This window comes from Knoellia sp. 3-2P3, assembly GCF_029223115.1.
GTDB lineage: Bacteria > Actinomycetota > Actinomycetes > Actinomycetales > Dermatophilaceae > Pedococcus_A.
On sequence record NZ_JARGZE010000005.1, the window covers coordinates 158029 to 177116 of the forward strand.

A 19088-nucleotide genomic window follows, 5' to 3' on the forward strand; every position below is an offset into this window, starting at 1 on the left:
TCTCCGCTCGCGGACGTGGCAGGCATCGTGCCGTAGGGGCGGCCCCAACCACCTGCCTGTCAGCGGAGCGCGCGCAGTCGGGCTTCGACTTCGACCCGTCGGGCGTGTTCGGCGATCCCGAGCACGTCAGCCTGTGGGTCGTCGAGGGCCGACCACGGTGGCGGCCCCTCGTTCTCCCCGGGGTACTGCCACAGGACGCTGCCGTCCGGTTCGAAGGTCCGCTCCGCCGGCGCTCGAAGGTGTTGTCGGGCGTGGTCGGCGACGATCGGGTCGAGGTCGTCGATGAAGGCGGCGACAACCTGAGGGTTGTGCGGGTGCGTCGAGGCAGCCACCCACCGGACGTCGGCGGAGCGGTCGGTGGCGAAGGTGGTCATCAGCTCATCCGGCGCGTATGGGTTGCCGGCGACCGCGGCTCGGACCTGGCGCTGCGGGTCCTTGGCCAGGGTTGTCCACAGTTCTCCAGCGAACCGGTTCCGTGCCACGCCGGCCCTGACCTTGGGATCGGCATCACCGGCCAGCTGCACGAGCAGGGCCCGGTGGGCGGTGTGAGAGGCCAGCGGCTCACGCACCCGGCGTCGCCGGTCGCGGCCGCAGCGGCAGCCAGGTCCAGGTCCAGCCACGGGACGGCGACCAAGTCGATCAGGACGCGGCCGCCGCGCGCGAATGCTGCCTCCCAAACGCTGCGGTCGGCCGCAGGGTGCGAGGCAGCCAGCCCAGCCACCCAGTTCGAGGGGTCCTGGACCAAGGTCAGCAGCAGGTCGGTGGGCGCGGCTGGGTTGAGCGCGACGGCCGCACGCACCCGCTCGCTGTGGTGGCCGGCAAGCTGGCGTAGCGCGGCTTCCGGGGTGGCCCCATCGCAGGCGCTGATCTCCAGGTCGCGGCGGGACGTCGTCACGGAGCTGATAATGCTGGTCGGTGAGACAAATGCACCTTCCCTGTCTGCGGCTTGTGCGGGCTTTCAGGCCACGGCCTGGCGGCCAGTGATGGCTCCTGGCGTATGCCTGTGTACGAACAGGTTCACGACGAGAAGGGGTAGCAGGATCCAGGGCACGAGGAACCACCACACGGGCTTGAGACTGATCCAAGACCGCATCCAGCCTCCGGACACGTGCGTCGCATACAGCGCGACCGCGATCGCCAGGAGCAGAAAAATCGGCACGCTGACCCAGGTGAGGTGAAAACTCAAACCTGCATGCTGCACGTGACGAGGCTACATAGTCGTGCCGCGGCTGGTGCCCTACCGGCCATGCGGCGCCTTCGTCCTACCGGAGCGAGCGGAACTGGGCCGGTCAGGCTTCGCACTCTCAGCAGCATGGTCGAACGCGCCGACAGCGGCAGATGAGTGCGTCGCCGACTGGACCGCGCGCCTGGTTGGCGCGCACATGCGACCCGGGTAGAAACCTGTCATGCCCGATTCGGTGAGCAAGTCCGCTGCCCCCGTCGCTGACTACGACAGTTTCGCGGCCGCGTACTCGGCTAGCAACGAGAACAACCTCTTCAATGCTTACTACGCGCGTCCGGAGATGATTCGTCTCGCCGGTGACGTCGCGGGCCTGGAGATTCTCGACGCCGGATGCGGGTCTGGCCCTTTGATGGAAGCTCTGGGCGGCAAGGATGCGGTCGTGTCCGGCTTCGACCTGAGTCCCGCCATGGTCGAACTCGCCCGCCAAAGGCTCGGCGAGGACGCGGACGTGAGAGTCGCAGACCTTGCGGCCCCCCTGCCCTATCCCAACGACGCGTTCGACCTCGTCGTCGCATCACTGTCTTTGCACTACGTCAAGGACTGGGCCTCGGTACTGGTCGAGCTGCGGCGTGTGCTCAAGCCCGGCGGTCGGCTCATCGTCTCGATCATCCACCCCACGGTCTACGCGATCGTGTACCCCGAGGCCGACTACTTCGCCCTCACTCAGTACTCCGAGGACTACGACTTCGGCGAAGGGACAGTGTGGATGACCTACTGGCACCGCCCCCTGCAGGACGTCATCAACACGTTCATCGACGCGGGGTTCGGCATAAAGAGGGTCACTGAGCCGCCGCCCGCCGCCAACACTCCAGCGGAGCTGCTGCCCAACGCGGACGGTCGCTCATTCATCTGCTTCCTGTTCTTCGAGCTGGAAGCGCGCTGAACGGGAGTTGCACTGCATCTGACCGTGCGTCGATCCTGATTCCAGGAACTGAAGGAACGTCTTGGTTTCCGAACGCTGCTGGACGTGACGAGGTTCGTCGTCGCCGGCCCAACCGAGCCAATCCACCACCGCCTGTGGCCCGGGACGATTCATGCTCCGCGGCATGCCGGACCAAGAGGGTGTCTCACGTGGGAAGTTCGCGAGCTTCTTGTAGCAGGTAAGGGCGGCGGCCAGCTCCCAGAGTTCATCAGGAACCAGACGCTTCGATGAGGTCAGCACCCACGACCGGCCACATGCCGCACGAACATCAAGTCACGTGAGACAACCTCTAAGCCTTGATTGGTGCGGCCGACCTGGCGGCCTGCTCAATCTTCGCGCAGTAGGCTGCTCGGGCTTCCGCGTCGATCTGCTTCTCGTTTTCGGCGCGCACCCCGGTCCGGCCGTCGAGGCCCTCGCGGAGGATATCGGCGTGCCCGGCATGCCGGATGGACTCGCCGAGGACATGGACCATGATGGCGAACAGGTTCGTGTTGGGATGAGGCTCCGGCCACCACGGCACGTGGCCGGGGGCGTCGAGGGGAAGCTCGTTGATCGTCGCGTCCGAGTGCTCCCACGTGCGCCGGTAGAACCCGATGATCTCGTCCTCGGTCGCCCATAGATCACTGCCGTCGTAGTCCTGCCACCGGGGCAGCGGTTCCGGGGAAGGGCGGTCGAAGACCTCGCCGAAGTACTTGGCCTCGACGGTGGCCACGTGTTTGACCAGGCCGAGGAGGTTGGTCCCGGTCGCTGTCAAAGGTCGGCGGGCGTCGTATTCGGACAAGCCGTCGAGTTTCCAGAGCAGCGCCTTGCGGTCCCGCCGCAGTCTCCCGTGTAGGTTGTCTTTCGCGAATTCGTCGATCATGCGGCATGAGCCTGCCATGGGCTGCTCGTGGCCTGAAGGTCCCGTACGTGGTCCCGCAACGCCCGGCAGAGCCGAGGCCTGGCCATGGCCGTCGCCCTGACCTGCTACAAGAAGCTCGTGAAACTTGCCACGTGAGACAACCTCTGAGCGTGCGATACGCGGGCCCGGCGGCAGAGGAGGGCCATCGACGCTCGGGCGCGACCGTCAGGTCGCGCGGTGCCAACGCCATGGACGCGTCTGTCTCCACGTGCTCCCATGGTCAGGTGCGGTTCGACCTGGAGACGAAGGCTTCGCCCGGGCAGGTGCGTCGCGCTTTGACGGACTTCACCGACCGCCGGTTGCAGATCTGGAAGCACACGCTGGACCCGCGGACCTACGAACTGCTCGACCATGGCGACGACTGGGCCCTGGCGCGGGAAAGTACTCCTGGGTCTCCGTTCTGGGTGGTCGCCCGCTATGACTGGTCCGATCCCGACGTCGTCAGCTGGACGGTGATGGAGAGCAGCTACGGCGGCGGTGGCGAAGGCTTCGCGCGGATATCGCCCCTCGGTGACGGCGGCAGTCGGGTTCATGCCGCGTGGAGCAGCACCAACGCCTCCTGGCTGCAGAAGCCGCTCTTGTTTCTCGTGCATCACGGCCCCATGGGCCGGCTGGTCTCGCGGATGTGGGCCTCCGCGCTCGATCGGTACGCATTCGAAGAGCAACGCTGAGGGCTGCCGCCCTTCTCGGTCCCCGGGCGCGGCTCTGCCTGGACGATGGCGACCAGGGCGAGGGCCCCTCCAAGCCGTCTGTCAGCGGTCAGGGGCGGACTTGGTCGCCTCGGCGAGTCTTTGGGCACGGTGGCCGAAGATGCGGATGGCTCCGGTCCGAGTTCCGCTCCCAATTCACCACGCCACCTTGTTGACAGCAGATCGCCTCACATGGTCGATAGTGGGTACGTGGGAAGCGAACAACTCGCTTGGTCAGGCCGCGACTGGCGTATGCCGGTGTGGCTCTGGGTTGGCTTGGCGACGATGTTCTTCAGTGCGCTGCACATCATCATCGACTTCGGTGTCGGCCTGTTCGACCTGCACGGGACACTGTCTCTGACCGAGACGACGACGCTTGTCGGCGTTGCGCTCATCCAGCTCTGGTGGGCGGTTTCCTTCATGGCGGGCGCTCGGGGCAGCGGCAGCGGCGTCGCCAGCGCCGGGATCCTCGGCGCCGGCTGGGCGGCGATGACCAACGGCTATCCGATCGTCTACTGCCCACCCGTGTGCGAAGAGGCGTGGCCGTTGAGCGACCTCGGCCACGTCGGCAGCATCGTGTTCGGCATCCTGCTCGCGTTGGTCGCCATCTGGTCGCTGTGGCGCGCCCGGGTGCGCCCGGGTTGGTTCATGCCGCTCGTGGCGGCAGCCTTGGTGGTCGGAACTGTCGTGTCGCTGGCGAACACCCCGATCACCTAGGCGCGCCGACAGCGGCACGAGCGCGAAACGCCTGGTGATCCTCAGATGGGTCGCTGCTCAAACCTCGCAGACGCCGACCGCCACCGTTGCTGACGCGCAGTTCTGAAACTCAAGTACGGGGACGGCTGTGTCTGGCTCCCCAAAGCCGGTCGACGACTATGACCAAGGCAATGCCGAGGACCATCGGAGTCGCTACGCAGGCCATGCGCCACCAAAGCGGGACGCTTGGCAGGAAGACGAAGCGTTGTACCAGCCACGCCACGGCGAGCACTCCGCACATGACGAGTGCGGCCCTGAGCCCGGTGTGCGCGACGTGCTTCACCCGGACATGGTAGAGCCGGTGTGCGGAGGGCTGGCCAGGTGCTGCTGGAGCCTTGTTGCGCAACCGCCGCGCGAGGATGCTGGTCGCATGAAGCCCATCGAGTTCGAGCTCGAGCGCACGATCCGGGCACCGATCGACCAGGTATTCGCGCGGCTCGCCGACATCGAGGGGCACAACGACTGGATGGCCAACACGGGAAGCATGCTCAAGCACACCCGGCAGACTTCCCCCGGAGAACCCGCCGTCGGCACGACCTTCGTCGACGAGACGACCCAGGGTTCAATGCCCGGGGAGATTGCCGAGATGGAGGCCCCGCACACGATCGTCTACCACTGGTGGGAGAAGTCGAAGTCGGGCAGGCTCAAGTTCGAGGGTTGGCCGAGCTACCACCTGCAGCCCTCCGGTGACAGAGAGACGCTGGTCCGCCATCGCGGCAAGTTGGTGTCGTACGGCGTGTGGCGCCTGGGTGCACCGATCTGGCGCCGGATGGCTGTCAAGGAGCGCACCATCACCGTCGACGCGCTCAAGGCGTCCTTCGAGCAGAAGCCGGGTTCTGCCGACGAGTGAGCGCCTCCTCGGGTCAGTAGCGACACCGGCATGCGCTCGGCGGCACATCAGCGCGTTCGGTCCTCGGTCGGATCACCTGGTGGGCGGAACCAGTTCACCGCTGGGGCGGGTCCGGCGGATTCGCCGTAGCCTCGTGCTGTGGGCAGGGTCGATGTGGGGGACGACAGCATCCGCCGGTTCGTGGTGTCCCACTACCGCTACGACCCCGAGCGGCACGAGCGGCGCCACGTCGTTGTAGCTGCCTTCGACAACGAGCGGGAGTTCGAGGCGTGCGTGCGGTCGATCCAAGCCGACATCGACCGACGTCAGGCCGCTGGTGAGCCCGTCGACCGCAACGAGCACGCCACCGGACGCATCTTCGAGCCGGGACACCTGCGCCGTGCAGCCACCGGACACCCCGTGCGCCGAATGATTGAGCACGGCGTGGATCCGCGACCCTGGGTCGCGGAGGAGAACCTGCCCTACAACATGGCGCTGCTCGGGCCAGGCATGGCCGCCGAGCCCGTTCGAGGTCCAGCGGCCTGCTTGGTCCTCGTCATGCGCCGCTGGCTGCGCGTGGGAGGTCGCTCCTGACGGTGCGCGCACCGTCAGGGTGGTCGTCCGGGACCTACTGCCCGCACCGCGATGAATCCCGCTTTCGGCCACGTCGCCAACATTCGGGCGAGCGCTGACGGCGCGGCTCGGGTCAGGCCGGCTTGCGCCAGACCGAGACGTGGCTCTCGCTGTCGTTTGTGAAGGGACTGCCCTTCCAGTCGGCGACCCGCCGCTCGAGCTCCATCCCGGCGAGCTGGGCCATGAGGTCGCACTCAGCTGGCCAGATGTAGCGGAAGTTGCTGGCGCCGTATGTCACGGTGCCGTCTGCGTGCCGTCGGTAGTGGTGGGACGTGCCCTGCTGGGTGGTCATGTCGTACGTGTCGAAGCCAACGTGTTGCTGCCCGACGTGGAACGGCACAGCGGCCTGACCTGGCGGGAAACGCCGAATGCCGGGGACCCACAGCTCGATGACGGATCTTCCCCCCGGCGCGAGGTGGCGGGCTGCGTTGCGGAAGCAGGCGACCTGTTCGGCTTGAGTTCGCAGGTTTCCGATGCTGTTCCAGACGAGGTACACCAGCGAGAACTGCCCGGCATCGTGCTGGTCGCCATGTCGCCCACCAGAACTGGGATGTCAGTGCGCTTCTTGCGGAGCTGGTCGACCATCGGTTGTGAAAGCTCGATGCCGCTCACCGAGATCCCGCGCTCGACCAGGGGAATGGCCACCCGTCCGGTACCGATCGCGAGCTCGAGCGCGGGGCCATCGTGGGCCAGCCCGGCCAGGAACCGCACGGCAGGCTCCAGGACATCCGGTGCGAACATGAAGGCCGAGGTCTCGTCGTACCGCTCGGCTGTCTCTGCGTCCCACAGGTCGCTGCTGGTCATTGAGTCAGCCTTGCCCATGTGCGGCGCTGCAGCCAGCCATTTGTCAACGCGGTGGGCTGCATCGCCGAAATGACGGCACCCGGCCGGGCCCCTACCCGACCACGAGGTGTTGGCGCCCGTCGATCTGTTCCCGAGCGATGTCGAGATGGCCGGCATGGGTGGCCGTCTCCACCAGAAGCCTGTACACGCAGCCGCGTGCGTCAGCGAACGGTGGAAAGGGAAAGACCTCTTCCGGCGGCCACCAGCGGGGGGACTCGTCGAGATCCACCTCGGCGAGTACAGCGTCGCTCCGCCGCCCCCAGCGGCGGTACTCCGCCACCGCTCCGCGCCGGAGGTGACCGGAACCTTCCAACCGTCTTGGATCAGACCAATGCATTCCTCGTCGCCGCCGAGGACCGCGCCGCCCCAGAAGATCTCGTCGTCGTACGTGAGGTGGTTGAGCAGTTGCGCGATTGACCAGCCGGAAGGGGCGGCCGCGCGGGTCAGGTCCACCTCACTCAGCCCCTCGACCGCGGCCAGCACGTGCCGTCGTTCGGCGTCGAGGTGGGCGAGGAGCTCGGCACGTTCGCGCGTCATGTGTCGGCACCCTAGGCCCCCGCCTCCGGCTCCACTCGCCGTCTGGCCTGTACTGCTTCACCGAGAGGGGCAGCCAGTCACTGCGGCAGTCTCTCCGTGCCGGTGGCGTCGAGTTCGATGACCGTATGTGGGCCGCGCGCCTTGGCCTTCAATGCCTTGACGCTGCGCGACTCGCGCAAGAGCTTCTCCGCCTCCGACGGCGCGAGTGCGGGCAGCGACAACCCTCCCATGGCGTCGATCGGGGCAATGAGGCCACCATCGAGCACCACTGAGTAGAGGGTGGCGTCGTAACCGAAGACGGGGGAGCGCTCGAGGAACAACGCGACAGGGCCCAGGTCCAGAAGGTCCTTCCTGATCGGGTCGAGGTCCGACTCTGCCGGGAAGGCCAGGCCAACCGTGATCTCCTGGCCCGACACGCTGCCAGAGATGACCTGCCCGACGGCGAACCTGGCGTGCATGGTTCGCCACAGGGCGTCGGGACTGTCGAAGCCGATCTCTGTTCCGTCGGGCGCGTCATCGCCCTCGACGGTGAAGGCACGGCCTGGGGCGAGGCCGAGGAAGCGGCCCGTCACAACAGCGACCGTGGCGGGGTGAGGGCGCCGGCCTCCGACGGTGTACCGCGTGTTTTCCAGCAGTTCGGAGAGGTTCTCGTAGGGGCAAATGCGGGCCGCCGCGTCCTGGCGGCTCTGCGCAGCGGGGACGAAGCCTTGGGCGCCGTCCGACCCGGTCGAGCAGGACGACGTCAATGCCACCGCCAGAAGGACCGCCACTGCGCCGCTGCCCCTGATCCGCCCCACTGCAGTCATGCAGACACCCCCGTCACTTGACGGGGGTGTGACGCCTTGGACATGTCGGCGGTTCCCCGTGGCACCCGCGAGCCCCAGACTCGAGGCGGCCCCGATTCCGATCAGGAATCGAGAAGCGTCACTGTCTCGCGCGGGCCTAGCCTTCGACCAGAGGCAGGCAGGAAGCCGAGCCCGATCGTCGAGGAAGGAAGCCCGGGAATGCCCACGAAGGATGCCAAGACCGAGTCGGACGGCTTCAGCGCCGAGGAACGTGCCGCGATGAAGGAGCGCGCCGCTGAGCTGCGCGCCGAGGGCAAGAGGGGCGCCAAGAAGGCCGACGGACTGCAGGCGGTCCTGGACCGGATCGCGGAGATGGCGCCGGAGGATCGCGCGCTGGCCGAGCGTGTGCACGTGGTAGTCACCGCGACCGCACCCGAGCTGTTGCCGAAGACCTGGTACGGGATGCCCGCCTACACCAACGTGGACGGCAAGGTCGTCGTCTTCTTCCAGGACGCCGGCAAGTTCAACTACCGGTACTCCACCCTGGGGTTCCAGGACGCGGCAAACCTCGACGACGGCGACATGTGGCCGGTGTCGTACGCGCTCCTCCAGTGGAGCCCCGTGGTGGAGGAGAAGGTCGTCGAGCTGGTGAAGGCCGCAGTCCACCAGTAGGTCTCAGCGTTGGCTTTGCGCCCTGAGCTGCTGAGCTGCGGCGACGCCGAACAAGACCATGCCGACGGGCGGCAGCAGCACCACCACGAGGAACCAGACCAGGGGCCGGTGCCCACCCCAGGGCTCACCGAGGCCTCCGGACCACATCCTGGCCACGAGCGCGATCGCCAGGGCGGTCACCCCCACGGCCCCCAGTCCCCACCAGTTCACGGAGAACGAGAAGTCACAGATGAGGGACGTGCAGCTCCCGTCCACCGCTCGCCCCCTCTGCTCCTGGCGCACCTTGAGCGGCACACGGTACCCGGCTGGATGTTGACCCGGGGCGAGGAACGCTCAGCCCTACCGGGGCAGCGGGCCGGGACGGACGGTGAGCATCTGGGCCATCGTGCCGACCGGTCCGTGCTCGTCGTGCAGGACGCTGCTGGTGAGGCCGAGAGCCGTCGCACCGAAGGAGACGGTCGTGTCGAAGCCAACCCACGGGCCGCGGGGCTCGGCGAACAGGTGGGCGGTCAGGTCGACGTTGGGGAATGCCACCTGTCGGGGGTCGGCGCGCACCGTCATGCCGTTCGCGATGTCGAGGAGGCCTGCAGCGCTCGCGAGCCGGCTCACCTCCTCGCCCTGAACGAGGTCCAGCGGGGTGCGAACCCAGAAGGAGGCACGCCCCGGCTCGCTCTGCGCCCGGCGGACCTCTGCGGAGGCGATGAACCCACCGGGCCACACCGTGGACGCGTCCCAAGCAGGCATCTCGTCCGGCGGTGGGATGCGCGGCAACGAGGTCGCGCCGAGGTGGCCGGTGTTCCCGGGCCTCATCAGCCACGCCCGGAGCAGCACGGCATCTCGGCCCTCGTGGCTCAGCGTGGCCTCGACGAGCTCGATCGTGCGGCCGGGCCGGACGACGCGCACGCACGTCTCGACCACGTCGACGGGAACGGTGCCCAGGATGTCGAAGGACAGCCGTGCCATCATCAGGCCGTCGTCGCGGCGCGCGTCGCGATCACGCTCGACGTCGTGGACGAGCAGGCCGAGGGCGGGGGCGATGTGCTGCTCTTCGGTGTTCCAGGCGCCGCCGACGTGTCCGGTCGCGCGGTATGACGTCGCGGAGATCCGTTCGAAGTAGGCCACGTTCACACCAGGTTACGAACGGGCTGGCTCGCCTGGGCGGTGACGAAGGCCTGGTCGTCCCGTTCAGGTCCCTGCGGCCGTCGGACCAGCCGGCAGGTCTCCCGGAGGCCTGCCGCCTCGAGCGCGGCGGCCACGTCGTCCGCGGTGTACAGGTGCCGTTCGAGCTCGATGTCGTGCCCGTACCTGCGGTACGCCTCCGACACGTCGCGTGTTCCCGTCCCCGACTGGAAGCCGACCAGCACGTGGCCGCCCGGGCGCAGGACGCGGGCGGTCTCGGCGACGATCCGCGCCACGTGGGCGGGGGGCGTGTGGATGATCGAGTACCACAGCATCACACCGGCGAAGGAGGCGTCCGCGAAAGGCAGGCTCGTCAACGACCCCACCGCGAACGCCAGGTCGGCGTGGTCGCGGCGAGCCAGGGCGACCATGCCGGGGGAGAGGTCGACGCCCTGCACCGAACAGCCGCGGTCCGCCAGGTGCCGGCTCATGCGGCCCGTCCCGCACCCGGCGTCCAGGACCTGCCCGCCAGCGCTGCCACCCACCGCCGCGGCGAAGGCGTCGAGCATGGCGAGGTCCAGGGGCGCCTCCGGTCGCGTGTCCGGGAAGTGCGCGGCGTAGTCCACCGCGACCGCGTCGTAAGCCCTTTGCACAGAGGCGTATGCCGGCACGGACGCGTCGTCGGTCATGGCCCATGTTTGCACGGGGCTCGGGGCTCGGGGCCCGGCGCGTCCGGGCAGAGGAGGTGGGGCCTGCAGGAACTGCAGGCCCCACCTCATGCTCGCGGCCTGGCGGGTGGGTTCAGGTCGTCGACGTCGCGGACTCGGTCGCGGTGGGAGCCGGCTGTTGGCCGTCGCCATGGCGGCCGGGGCCGCCGGTGCGGGTCTCGATGGTCTTGAGGTCCTTGCTGACCTCGAGCATGACCTGGGTGCCGTCCTTGGTCCCGAGGACGTCGTAGGAGCCGTCGGGGTCCTTCCGGACGCTCTGGACGGTGACGGCTGAGTCCTCGGCCTTGACCGCGGCGGTCACCTTGGCGAGCTCGTCGCCGGTGACGGCGGTGTGGGCGTGGCCGCCCGGCCCGCCACCGTGCCCGCCGTGACCGCCGGGGCCGCCGGTGCGGGTCTCGATGGTCTTGAGGTCCTTGCTGACCTCGAGCATGACCCGGGTGCCGTCCTTGGTCCCGAGGACGTCGTAGGAGCCGTCGGGGTCCTTCCGCACGCTCTGGACCGTGACGGCCGAGTCCTCGGCCTTGACCGCGGCGGTCACCTTGGCCAGCTCGTCGCCGGTGACGGCGGTGTGGGCGTGGCCGCCCCGGCCCGTGCCCGCGGCCGACGCCTCGCCCGAGTACCCGCTCTGGGCGACCCGGCTCGTGGTGGAGGCGTTGGACACCGCGGTCACGCCTCCCACCAGGACTCCTGCGGCAGCCACAGCGGCGGCCGTGATAGCGAGCTCTTTCCTGACAGACATGTGTGTGCACCCTTCTCGTGACATCCCTCGGGCATCTGCCCGGTGTCGTGTCCACGGTGGTCCGCCTGCCTGTCCGGACCCGTGCCCCAGGATGTGAAGAGCCTGTGAGGCCCGCCGCTCCACGTCCGGGCTGGCGGGGGCGGGCGAGGCGGGTCAGTGACAAGCCGCCGCACGGGCGGCGCCTCTCGCTCGAGTCGAGCGGGAGGCCGAAGCCCCGTCGTAGCGCGGCCGCTGTGGCTCTCCGCCATTGTGCCGGCCCCTCCTACGCCATCGACCGGGAGTGCGGACCCTTTTGCTTCTGCTTGCATGAGGGCGGGCAAGGGGGCGCCGGCCTCCGCGCACGTCTTTGTGATGAGGAGGGGCCGACGTGCGGCGATCACGTGTGGCTTCAACAGCCCCGACTACCAGCCGGTCGACCGGTGGTGGTGCTGACGAGGGACGAGGGACGAGGGACGAGGGCACGAAGCACCGCGAAGCAGGATCGCGACGCGCTACGACCACTACTCGCTGCTCAAGACGACCGAGAACACGGTGGGCCTCACGACCTACCTGGGGCACGCAGCGGATTCACCACCGGGGACTTCCTGGCCGACTTCGGACTGAAGGAGTGATGAACATGGGACAGTTGTTGAGGGCTTCTGTCGCGGCGACGGCGATCGTCGGTCTAGGGGCGATGTCGGCCCAGGCCTCCGTGGGTGGAAGCCCTCGGGCCTGTGCCCAGACCGATGGACGCGTCAACGCCGTGGTCGTCGACGGAGGGACGACCTACCTCGGCGGTCAGTTCACCCATGTCACCGACCGATATGGGCGTCAGTTCGCTCGCACGCGACTGGCCGCGGTGGACACCGACACGTGTGCGGTGCTGGGCTGGTCACCCGCAGCCAACGCCGACGTCCTGGCCCTGGCTGTCTCGGCGAGAACCGTCTACGCGGGAGGCATCTTCACCACGGTGAATGGTGCGTCCCGTCCGTACCTCGCGGCCCTGGACCGGGGTACCGGGGCGCCGCAGGCCTTGTCGGGCGCACCCAACAACACGGTTCGGGCACTGGCACTGTCCGGCACGAAGCTGTACCTCGGTGGTGACTTCACCCGCGTCGGAGGCGCTGTCCGGAACCGCCTGGCCAGTTTCTCGGTGGGCACGGGGGTGTTGGATACCGTCTGGAAACCCTCCTCCAACGGAAAGGTCTACGCGCTGGCGTCCTCCTCCGGCGGCGACCGGGTCTACGTCGGGGGCACGTTCACGGCCCTGAACGGGACCGCGCAGACCGCCTACCTCGGCGCGGTGGGCGCCACGAGCGGGGCGGTGGACTCCTCGTTCCTGCCGCGCGCCGGCTTCCCGGTGCAGGCAGTGACCGCCGACTCGCGCGGCGTCTACGTCGGAGGCGGTGGTTCCGGCGGGCATCTGGGCATCTGGAACCCCAACGGGTCGCTCCAGCGCCCGATCTATCAGACGGACGGCGGTGTGCAAAGCGTCACGGTGGACGGTGACTCGCTCTACGCCGCCGGGCACTTCACCAACTACTGCGTCGGCAACACGGGCTCCGGCAGCCCGTACGTCTGCGACAAGCCGTTGAGCCGACGCAAGGCGTTTGAGGTCTCCCTCAGCACCGGAAGCCTGACCTCGTGGTCGCCGACCCTGAACAGTGCGCACGGCGTCTTCGCATCAGATGTGGATCCCGCGAACCACGACCTCTGGGTCGGCGGGGACTTCACCAAGGTGAACGGCAAGGCCGTGGCGAGGCTGGCGGTCTTTCCCTGAGCCGGTAACGCCGGTGCGGACCTCACTCAGGGTCCGCACGGCAGCCGGCGGGGGACCAGGGCGGGCACGGCCGGTAGCATGACGGCGTCCTGAGGCACCCGAGCACTGGAGCCCTCACGCGTGAACACCCCCAGCGGCACCGTCCGCCCCGCCGCCGTCATCGTCCTCGCCGCAGGTGAGGGCACCCGGATGAAGTCCGCGACCCCCAAGGTCCTCCACCGCATCGGCGGCCGCACGCTCGTGGGCCACGCGATCGCCGCGGCCCGGGCCACCGGCCCCGAGCACCTCGCCGTCGTCGTCCGCCATGAGCGCGACCTCGTCGCGGCTCACGTGGCCGAGGTCGACCCGAAGGCGATCATCGCCGACCAGGACGAGGTCAAGGGCACGGGCCGGGCGGCCGAGTGCGCGCTCGAGGTGCTCCCCGAGGACCTCGAGGGCACGGTCCTCGTGACCTACGGCGACGTCCCGCTCCTCGCCGGCGAGACGCTGCACCAGCTGGTCGAGCACCACGCCGCCAGCGGCAGCGCCGTCACCGTGATCACCGCGAACCTCGCCGACCCCACCGGCTACGGCCGCATCATCCGGGGCGCCGACGACGCGGTCGAGGGGATCGTCGAGCACAAGGACGCCACCACCGAGCAGCTGGCCCTCACCGAGATCAACTCGGGGATCTACGCCTTCGACGCCGAGGTGCTGCGAGACGCGTTGGCCGAGGTGACCACCGACAACGCGCAGGGCGAGAAGTACCTCACCGACGTCCTGGCGATCGCCCGTGCCGCCGGGCGCCGGGTGAGCGCGCACCTGATCGACGACCTCTGGCAGACCGAGGGCGTCAACGACCGTGTGCAGCTCGCGCGCATGGGCAAGGAGCTCAACCGCCGCACCACCGAGAAGTGGATGCGCGAAGGCGTCACCATCGTCGACCCCGACACCACCTGGATCGACGCCGACGTGACCATCGGCCGTGACGCGACCGTCCTCCCGGGCACGCAGCTGGTCGGCGCCACGAGCATCGGCGCCGACGCCGTCGTCGGCCCCGAGGTCACCCTGGTCGACACCGAGGTCGGGGCGCGCGCCGAGGTGAGGCGAGCAGAGGCCCACGGCGCGGTCATCGGCGAGGGCGCAACGGTCGGTCCGTTCTCCTACCTGCGTCCGGGAACCGTGCTGGGCGCCAAGGGCAAGATCGGCGGCTTCGTCGAGACCAAGAACGCGCGCATCGGTGACGGCGCCAAGGTGCCCCACCTGACCTACTGCGGCGACGCCACCATCGGCGAGGGCGCCAACATCGGCGCCGGCACGATCGTGGCCAACTACGACGGTGTCGCCAAGCACCACACCACGGTGGGGGCCCACTCGTTCGTCGGGTCCGACTCCGTGCTCATCGCTCCCGTGAACATCGCCGACGGCGCCTACGTGGCGGCGGGGTCGGCTGTCACCAGCGACGTCGGGCCGGGCCAGATGGCGGTTGCCCGGGGCATGCAGCGCAACATCGCCGGTTGGGTGGCCCGTCGCCGCGCCGGCACCAAGACGGCGGCCGCCGCAGAGGCGGCCGCACGGCATACCCCTGACGCAGGAGAGGCGGACCAGCCGTGACCGGCATCGTCAAGGCCACCGAGAAGAACCTCATGGTCTTCTCGGGGCGCGCGAACCCCGAGCTCGCCGAGGAGGTCGCCTCGCTGCTCGGCACCCAGCTCGTGCCGACGACGGCCTACGACTTCGCGAACGGCGAGATCTACGTGCGCTACCAGGAGTCCGTGCGCGGCTCGGACGCCTTCGTCATCCAGAGCCACGCCACGCCGATCAACCAGGCGATCATGGAGCAGCTGCTCATGATCGACGCGCTCAAGCGCGCCTCGGCCAAGCGGATCACCGTCGTGCTGCCGTTCTACGGCTACGCCCGCCAGGACAAGAAGCACCGCGGCCGCGAGCCGATCTCCGCGCGGCTCGTCGCCGACATGCTCAAGACGGCCGGCGCCGACCGCCTGATGGCCGTCGACCTGCACACCGCGCAGATCCAGGGCTTCTTCGACGGCCCGGTCGACCACCTGATGGCGCTGCCGATCCTCACCGACTACGTCCGTGAAAAGTACGGCCACGAGGCGCTCGCGGTGGTCTCGCCCGACGCCGGCCGGATCAAGGTGGCCGAGCAGTGGTCGGAGCGGCTCGGGGGAGCGCCGCTGGCGTTCATCCACAAGACCCGTGACATCGACCGGCCCAACGAGATGGTGGCCAACCGCGTCGTCGGTGAGGTCGAGGGCCGCGTCTGCGTGCTCGTCGACGACATGATCGACACCGCCGGCACCATCACCAAGGCGGCCGACGCCCTGATGGCCGACGGCGCCGCCGGCGTGATCATCGCCGCGACGCACGCGATCCTCTCCGGCCCCGCAGTCGACCGCCTCAAGGCGTGCAGCGCCCTCGAGGTGATCGTCACCAACACCCTGCCCATCGGTGACGACCGCCAGTTCGACAAGCTGACGACGCTGTCGATCGCGCCCCTGATCAGCCGCGCGGTGCGCGAGGTCTTCGAGGACGGCTCCGTCACCAGCCTGTTCGACGGCCGCGCCTGACTCCTCGCCCCGGGCTGTTTATCGGGTGACCCGATAGACAGCCAGTCACGCCCTGGTGGCACCTCGGGTGAAGCGCACCTTTATCGGGTGACCCGAGAAAGGCGCGCGCGGCGGGCGCGGTAGGCGGCGACGTGGGTGCGGTTGGCGCACCCCTTCTCGCAGTAGCGCCGTGAGCGGTTCTTCGACAGGTCGATGACCACGTCGTCGCAGTCGTCGGCGGCGCACACGCCGAGCCTGCTGGTCTCGCCGCTGCGCACCACGTCGACCAGGGCCATGGCGGCCTCGACCGCCATGCGTGTGGCGAGGGGCGCCTCCGCGGGTGTCGCGTGCAGGTGCCAGTCCCACTCGTCGTGCCGCACGAGCTGGGGGAGGGCGTGGTGCTCGGCGAGCAGCGCGTTGACGCCGGCGACCGCCTCATCGGTGTCGGCGAGCCAGACCTCGCGCAGCCGGGGTCGCAGGGCCCGCACGGCCTCGAGCTCGGCGGCGTCGCGGGTGCGCGACCCCGTCCAGCCGTAGCGCTCGAGGAAGCGGTCGAGGTCCGCCAGGGTGCGCAGCGAGTCGCCGTCGGTGGCCGTGTTGACCAGGGCGGCCGCCGCGACGAGGGCGACCTCAGTGTCATGGGCAAAAAGCACCTTGACTCCTGTCGTGGGAGGTCCGTAACGTCATCACCATAAACGTCTTTGCCCCTGACGCCCTGAGAAGAGATCCATGGCCCCGCTGACCGTCACCGCATCCCGGTCGCGCGCCGGGCTGGGCCTCGGGCTCGCCCTGGCGTCGGCCGCCACCTTCGGCAGCTCCGGCGCCTTCGCCAAGCCCCTGCTGGGGGCCGGGTGGAGTCCCGGCGCGGTCGTCACGGCCCGCATTGCCGGTGCCGCACTGGTCCTCCTGCCGGCCGTCGTCGTGGTGCTGCGCGGCAGGTGGCACCTGCTGCGCCGCAATGCCCGCTTCGCCGCGGCCTACGGCGTGGTCGCCGTCGCGCTGTGCCAGTTCGCCTACTTCAACGCCGTCGAGCGGCTTTCGGTGGCCGTGGCGCTGCTGCTGGAGTACCTGGCGCCGGTGCTCATCGTCGGCTATCTGTGGGCACGCGGGAAGCGGCCGGGGCGGCTGACCGTCGCCGGCGTCGTCCTCGCCATGGGTGGCCTGCTCCTGGTGCTCGACGTCCTCGGGGGAGTGCGGCTCAGTCTCTCCGGTGTCGCATGGGGCCTGCTGGCCGCCACCGGGCTGGTGGGCTACTTCCTGCTCTCCGAGCACGAGCACGAGGAGTCGCTGCCGCCCCTGGCCCTGGCCTGGGCCGGCCTCGTCGTGGGGTCGCTCGTGCTCGGCACCGCCGGCCTGCTGCAGCTGCTGCCGATGGAGGCGTCCTCCTCGGACGTGGTCGTCGGGGGCGTGCAGGTGGCGTGGTGGGTTCCCATCGCCGAGCTCGCCGTCGTCGCGGCGGCCTTCGCGTATGCCGCGGGCATCGGTGCCGTGCGCCACCTCGGGGCCACGATGGCGTCCTTCCTCATGCTCACCGAGGTGCTCTTCGCGATCGCGCTGGCGTGGCTCCTGCTGGGCGAGCTGCCCCGCGTCGTGCAGCTGGTGGGTGGCCTGCTCATCGTCGCGGGCGTCGTCGCCGTGCGGGTGGAGGAGCTGCGGGTGACGCGGGCCCTGCAGCCGGCGGATTTCGCTGTGCCGACACCTGTCCCCTAAACTTCTCGGGTTGTTGCCTCGGCGAGGGACACTGCACGGCCTCCGGTCGTGCCCGTCCGTGATCGACGCGGTGGAGTCTCCGTGCTGCGCCCCGCGTCGAGGCCTACCGCGTCATTGATCCCCACGTTTCAGGAGAGACCTGTGTCCGAGACCAAGCTCGTCGCCGAGATCCGCACCCAGTTCGGCAAGGGTGCCGCCCGCAAGATCCGTCGCGACCACAAGATCCCCGCCGTCATGTACGGCCACGGCGCCGAGCCGGTGCACATCACGCTCCCCGGTCACGAGACCATGCTGGCACTCAAGGTCGCCAACGCCCTGCTGTCCATCGAGCTCGACGGCAAGGAGCAGCTCGCCCTGGCCAAGGACGTCCAGCGTGACGCCATCAAGCCGGTCATCGAGCACGTCGACCTCGTCGTCGTGAAGCGCGGCGAGAAGGTCACCGTCGACGTGCCGGTGCACGTCGAGGGCGAGGCTGCTGCCGAGACCGTCGTCACCGTCGACACCCAGGCGCTGCAGCTCGAGGTCGAGGCCACCCACATCCCGGAGAACGTCACCGTCTCCGTGGAGGGTCTCGAGGCCGGCACGCAGATCCACGCCAAGGACGTGACCCTGCCGCGCGGCGCCGAGCTCCTCACCGACCCCGAGGCCCTGGTCGTCAACGTCACGCAGCAGATCTCCGCCGAGGCCCTCGAGGCCGAGCTCGCCGAGGCCGAGGCCGAGGCCGGCATCGAGCACGAGGAGGCCGCGCCCGCCGAGGGCGAGGCCGAGGCCGCCGCTCCCGCCGAAGGCGAGGGCGAGGGCGAGCAGGCCGCTCCTGCCGAGGGCGAGCAGGCCTGAGCCTCACCGTCGTCCCCCGAAGGGCCCGGTCCGATGCGGACCGGGCCCTTCGGCATACTTGCCCCCCATGGACACCTGGCTCGTGGTCGGCCTCGGAAACCCGGGGCCCCGGTATGCCGGCAACCGCCACAACGTGGGAGCCATGGTGGTCGACGAGCTCGCCTCGCGGCACGGGAGCCCCCGGCTGAAGGCGCACAAGTCCAGGGCCTCGATCGCCGAGGTGCGCCTCGGGGTGCTGCCCGGCGGTGTGCCCGGTCCGAAGGCGGTGCTCGCCGTCCCTTCGTCGTACATGAACGAGTCCGGCGGGCCGGTCAAGGCCCTGATGCAGTTCTTCAGCATCGACTCCGAGCACCTCGTCGTGATCCACGACGAGCTGGACATCCCCGCCGGCGAGGTACGCCTGAAGAAGGGCGGGGGAGAGGGCGGACACAACGGGCTGCGGTCGATCAGCTCGTCTCTGGGCACCAGGGACTACCTGCGGGTGCGCGTCGGCATCGGGCGCCCTCCCGGCCGGATGGAGCCCGCCGACTACGTGCTCCGCGACTTCTCCGTGACCGAGCGCAAGGACCTGCCGTTCCTCATCGGTGACGCCGCCGACGCCACCGAGCACCTCGTGGCCGAGGGACTGCTGGCAGCGCAGCAGCGCTGGCACAGCCCTCGCTGACCTCGTCCATCTGACCCGGACCGCCTCGCCCAAACCCTCGTCCACGCTACGCCCTGCGCCCCCGTGGGGTAACGGGGAGAAGGGCCGAGTCCCTTACGCCGGTTGACGTAGCACGCGTGGTGGAGCCCGATCTCGCACTCGGTGGGGAGCCGTCGTGCCTTTTGCTGACTTAG

At 69.3% G+C, this 19088-nt stretch carries 23 protein-coding genes and 1 pseudogene; 12 read left to right on the top strand and 12 right to left on the bottom strand.

Features of this window, described 5'->3' with window-relative positions:
• Positions 1-59 precede the first annotated feature (59 nt).
• Both P0Y31_RS15230 and P0Y31_RS15235 read right to left on the bottom strand, forming a co-directional pair.
• Complete coding sequence (locus P0Y31_RS15230) at positions 60-374, bottom strand: hypothetical protein (protein WP_275870863.1); 315 nt, start codon at positions 372-374, stop codon at positions 60-62.
• 584 nt (positions 375-958) lie between these two features.
• Positions 959-1201, bottom strand: coding sequence for a hypothetical protein (locus P0Y31_RS15235; protein ID WP_275870865.1), 243 nt, complete (start codon positions 1199-1201; stop codon positions 959-961).
• Between the two features lie 205 nt (positions 1202-1406).
• Between P0Y31_RS15235 and P0Y31_RS15240 the strand changes: the two genes are divergently transcribed.
• A complete protein-coding gene (locus P0Y31_RS15240; protein ID WP_275870868.1) occupies positions 1407-2126 on the top strand; it encodes a class I SAM-dependent methyltransferase in 720 nt (239 codons plus the stop codon).
• 328 nt (positions 2127-2454) lie between these two features.
• On the opposite strand, the gene P0Y31_RS15245 is transcribed toward P0Y31_RS15240, so the two are convergent.
• Positions 2455-3027 carry a DinB family protein gene (locus P0Y31_RS15245; protein WP_275870871.1) on the bottom strand — a complete coding sequence of 191 codons (573 nt, stop codon included), beginning with the start codon at positions 3025-3027 and terminating at the stop codon, positions 2455-2457.
• Positions 3028-3290: 263 nt separating this feature from the next.
• Between P0Y31_RS15245 and P0Y31_RS15250 the strand changes: the two genes are divergently transcribed.
• The 4 genes from P0Y31_RS15250 to P0Y31_RS15265 all read left to right on the top strand — a co-directional run bounded on the left by P0Y31_RS15250 (position 3291) and on the right by P0Y31_RS15265 (position 5934).
• Positions 3291-3737, top strand: a complete 447-nt coding sequence (locus P0Y31_RS15250; protein ID WP_275870873.1) for a hypothetical protein — start codon at positions 3291-3293, stop codon at positions 3735-3737.
• Positions 3738-4040: 303 nt separating this feature from the next.
• The gene (locus P0Y31_RS15255; protein ID WP_275870876.1) at positions 4041-4472 is read left to right on the top strand and encodes a hypothetical protein; all 432 of its coding nucleotides are present in this window, start codon (positions 4041-4043) and stop codon (positions 4470-4472) included.
• Positions 4473-4881: 409 nt separating this feature from the next.
• A complete protein-coding gene (locus P0Y31_RS15260) occupies positions 4882-5361 on the top strand; it encodes an SRPBCC family protein (RefSeq protein WP_275870879.1) in 480 nt (159 codons plus the stop codon).
• Between the two features lie 138 nt (positions 5362-5499).
• Positions 5500-5934 (top strand): hypothetical protein, encoded by a 435-nt coding sequence (locus P0Y31_RS15265; protein WP_275870881.1) that lies wholly within the window; start codon positions 5500-5502, stop codon positions 5932-5934.
• A 112-nt stretch (positions 5935-6046) separates the two neighbouring features.
• Here the strand turns inward: P0Y31_RS15265 and P0Y31_RS18595 are convergent, their stop codons facing one another.
• The 4 genes and pseudogenes from P0Y31_RS18595 to P0Y31_RS15285 all read right to left on the bottom strand — a co-directional run bounded on the left by P0Y31_RS18595 (position 6047) and on the right by P0Y31_RS15285 (position 8159).
• Complete coding sequence (locus P0Y31_RS18595) at positions 6047-6265, bottom strand: hypothetical protein (RefSeq protein WP_345803642.1); 219 nt, start codon at positions 6263-6265, stop codon at positions 6047-6049.
• A 603-nt stretch (positions 6266-6868) separates the two neighbouring features.
• Positions 6869-7153: a DUF664 domain-containing protein gene (locus P0Y31_RS15275; protein ID WP_275871295.1), complete on the bottom strand. Its 285-nt coding sequence runs from the start codon at positions 7151-7153 to the stop codon at positions 6869-6871.
• Between the two features lie 56 nt (positions 7154-7209).
• Positions 7210-7353, bottom strand: a pseudogene (locus P0Y31_RS15280) (DUF664 domain-containing protein); the annotation flags it as partial.
• Between the two features lie 77 nt (positions 7354-7430).
• Positions 7431-8159, bottom strand: a complete 729-nt coding sequence (locus P0Y31_RS15285; RefSeq protein ID WP_275870884.1) for a hypothetical protein — start codon at positions 8157-8159, stop codon at positions 7431-7433.
• 198 nt (positions 8160-8357) lie between these two features.
• On the opposite strand from P0Y31_RS15285, the gene P0Y31_RS15290 reads away from it, so the two are divergent.
• Positions 8358-8810 (top strand): hypothetical protein, encoded by a 453-nt coding sequence (locus tag P0Y31_RS15290; RefSeq protein WP_275870886.1) that lies wholly within the window; start codon positions 8358-8360, stop codon positions 8808-8810.
• A 3-nt stretch (positions 8811-8813) separates the two neighbouring features.
• Here the strand turns inward: P0Y31_RS15290 and P0Y31_RS15295 are convergent, their stop codons facing one another.
• The 4 genes from P0Y31_RS15295 to P0Y31_RS15310 all read right to left on the bottom strand — a co-directional run bounded on the left by P0Y31_RS15295 (position 8814) and on the right by P0Y31_RS15310 (position 11336).
• Positions 8814-9065 (bottom strand): hypothetical protein, encoded by a 252-nt coding sequence (locus P0Y31_RS15295; RefSeq protein WP_275870888.1) that lies wholly within the window; start codon positions 9063-9065, stop codon positions 8814-8816.
• An 84-nt stretch (positions 9066-9149) separates the two neighbouring features.
• A complete protein-coding gene (locus P0Y31_RS15300; protein WP_275870890.1) occupies positions 9150-9932 on the bottom strand; it encodes a thioesterase family protein in 783 nt (260 codons plus the stop codon).
• 2 nt (positions 9933-9934) lie between these two features.
• The gene (locus P0Y31_RS15305) at positions 9935-10618 is read right to left on the bottom strand and encodes a class I SAM-dependent methyltransferase (protein WP_275870892.1); all 684 of its coding nucleotides are present in this window, start codon (positions 10616-10618) and stop codon (positions 9935-9937) included.
• Between the two features lie 112 nt (positions 10619-10730).
• A complete protein-coding gene (locus tag P0Y31_RS15310; protein ID WP_275870894.1) occupies positions 10731-11336 on the bottom strand; it encodes a hypothetical protein in 606 nt (201 codons plus the stop codon).
• 676 nt (positions 11337-12012) lie between these two features.
• Here P0Y31_RS15310 and P0Y31_RS15315 point away from each other — a divergent pair.
• From P0Y31_RS15315 to P0Y31_RS15325, 3 genes are all read left to right on the top strand, one after another.
• Positions 12013-13155, top strand: a complete 1143-nt coding sequence (locus tag P0Y31_RS15315; RefSeq protein WP_275870896.1) for a hypothetical protein — start codon at positions 12013-12015, stop codon at positions 13153-13155.
• A 120-nt stretch (positions 13156-13275) separates the two neighbouring features.
• A complete protein-coding gene (glmU, locus tag P0Y31_RS15320) occupies positions 13276-14748 on the top strand; it encodes a bifunctional UDP-N-acetylglucosamine diphosphorylase/glucosamine-1-phosphate N-acetyltransferase GlmU (RefSeq protein ID WP_275870898.1) in 1473 nt (490 codons plus the stop codon).
• Positions 14745-15725: a ribose-phosphate diphosphokinase gene (locus P0Y31_RS15325; RefSeq protein WP_275870900.1), complete on the top strand. Its 981-nt coding sequence runs from the start codon at positions 14745-14747 to the stop codon at positions 15723-15725. The genes glmU and P0Y31_RS15325 overlap by 4 nt, the downstream gene beginning before the upstream one ends.
• 80 nt (positions 15726-15805) lie before the next feature.
• Here the strand turns inward: P0Y31_RS15325 and P0Y31_RS15330 are convergent, their stop codons facing one another.
• Positions 15806-16357 carry a CGNR zinc finger domain-containing protein gene (locus tag P0Y31_RS15330; RefSeq protein ID WP_275870902.1) on the bottom strand — a complete coding sequence of 184 codons (552 nt, stop codon included), beginning with the start codon at positions 16355-16357 and terminating at the stop codon, positions 15806-15808.
• A gap of 76 nt (positions 16358-16433) precedes the next feature.
• Here P0Y31_RS15330 and P0Y31_RS15335 point away from each other — a divergent pair, with 76 nt between their 5' ends.
• From P0Y31_RS15335 to pth, 3 genes are all read left to right on the top strand, one after another.
• On the top strand, positions 16434-17414 hold the full coding sequence (locus P0Y31_RS15335; RefSeq protein WP_275870904.1) for a DMT family transporter: 981 nt from the start codon (positions 16434-16436) through the stop codon (positions 17412-17414).
• 141 nt (positions 17415-17555) lie between these two features.
• On the top strand, positions 17556-18251 hold the full coding sequence (locus P0Y31_RS15340) for a 50S ribosomal protein L25/general stress protein Ctc (RefSeq protein WP_275870906.1): 696 nt from the start codon (positions 17556-17558) through the stop codon (positions 18249-18251).
• 67 nt (positions 18252-18318) lie between these two features.
• Positions 18319-18915: an aminoacyl-tRNA hydrolase gene (pth, locus tag P0Y31_RS15345; protein ID WP_275870908.1), complete on the top strand. Its 597-nt coding sequence runs from the start codon at positions 18319-18321 to the stop codon at positions 18913-18915.
• The last annotated feature ends 173 nt before the right edge of the window (positions 18916-19088 follow it).

Coding starts and splice junctions, on each gene's coding strand:
- P0Y31_RS15240 (WP_275870868.1), top strand. CDS start 1,407: ATGCCCGATTCGGTGAGCAAGTCCGCTGCCCCCGTCGCTGACTACGAC.
- pth (WP_275870908.1), top strand. CDS start 18,319: ATGGACACCTGGCTCGTGGTCGGCCTCGGAAACCCGGGGCCCCGGTAT.
- P0Y31_RS15245 (WP_275870871.1), bottom strand. CDS start 3,027: ATGATCGACGAATTCGCGAAAGACAACCTACACGGGAGACTGCGGCGG.
- P0Y31_RS15315 (WP_275870896.1), top strand. CDS start 12,013: ATGGGACAGTTGTTGAGGGCTTCTGTCGCGGCGACGGCGATCGTCGGT.
- P0Y31_RS15260 (WP_275870879.1), top strand. CDS start 4,882: ATGAAGCCCATCGAGTTCGAGCTCGAGCGCACGATCCGGGCACCGATC.
- P0Y31_RS15335 (WP_275870904.1), top strand. CDS start 16,434: ATGGCCCCGCTGACCGTCACCGCATCCCGGTCGCGCGCCGGGCTGGGC.
- P0Y31_RS15275 (WP_275871295.1), bottom strand. CDS start 7,153: ATGCATTGGTCTGATCCAAGACGGTTGGAAGGTTCCGGTCACCTCCGG.
- P0Y31_RS15285 (WP_275870884.1), bottom strand. CDS start 8,159: ATGACTGCAGTGGGGCGGATCAGGGGCAGCGGCGCAGTGGCGGTCCTT.
- P0Y31_RS15290 (WP_275870886.1), top strand. CDS start 8,358: ATGCCCACGAAGGATGCCAAGACCGAGTCGGACGGCTTCAGCGCCGAG.
- P0Y31_RS18595 (WP_345803642.1), bottom strand. CDS start 6,265: ATGACCACCCAGCAGGGCACGTCCCACCACTACCGACGGCACGCAGAC.
- P0Y31_RS15255 (WP_275870876.1), top strand. CDS start 4,041: ATGTTCTTCAGTGCGCTGCACATCATCATCGACTTCGGTGTCGGCCTG.
- P0Y31_RS15305 (WP_275870892.1), bottom strand. CDS start 10,618: ATGACCGACGACGCGTCCGTGCCGGCATACGCCTCTGTGCAAAGGGCT.
- P0Y31_RS15230 (WP_275870863.1), bottom strand. CDS start 374: ATGACCACCTTCGCCACCGACCGCTCCGCCGACGTCCGGTGGGTGGCT.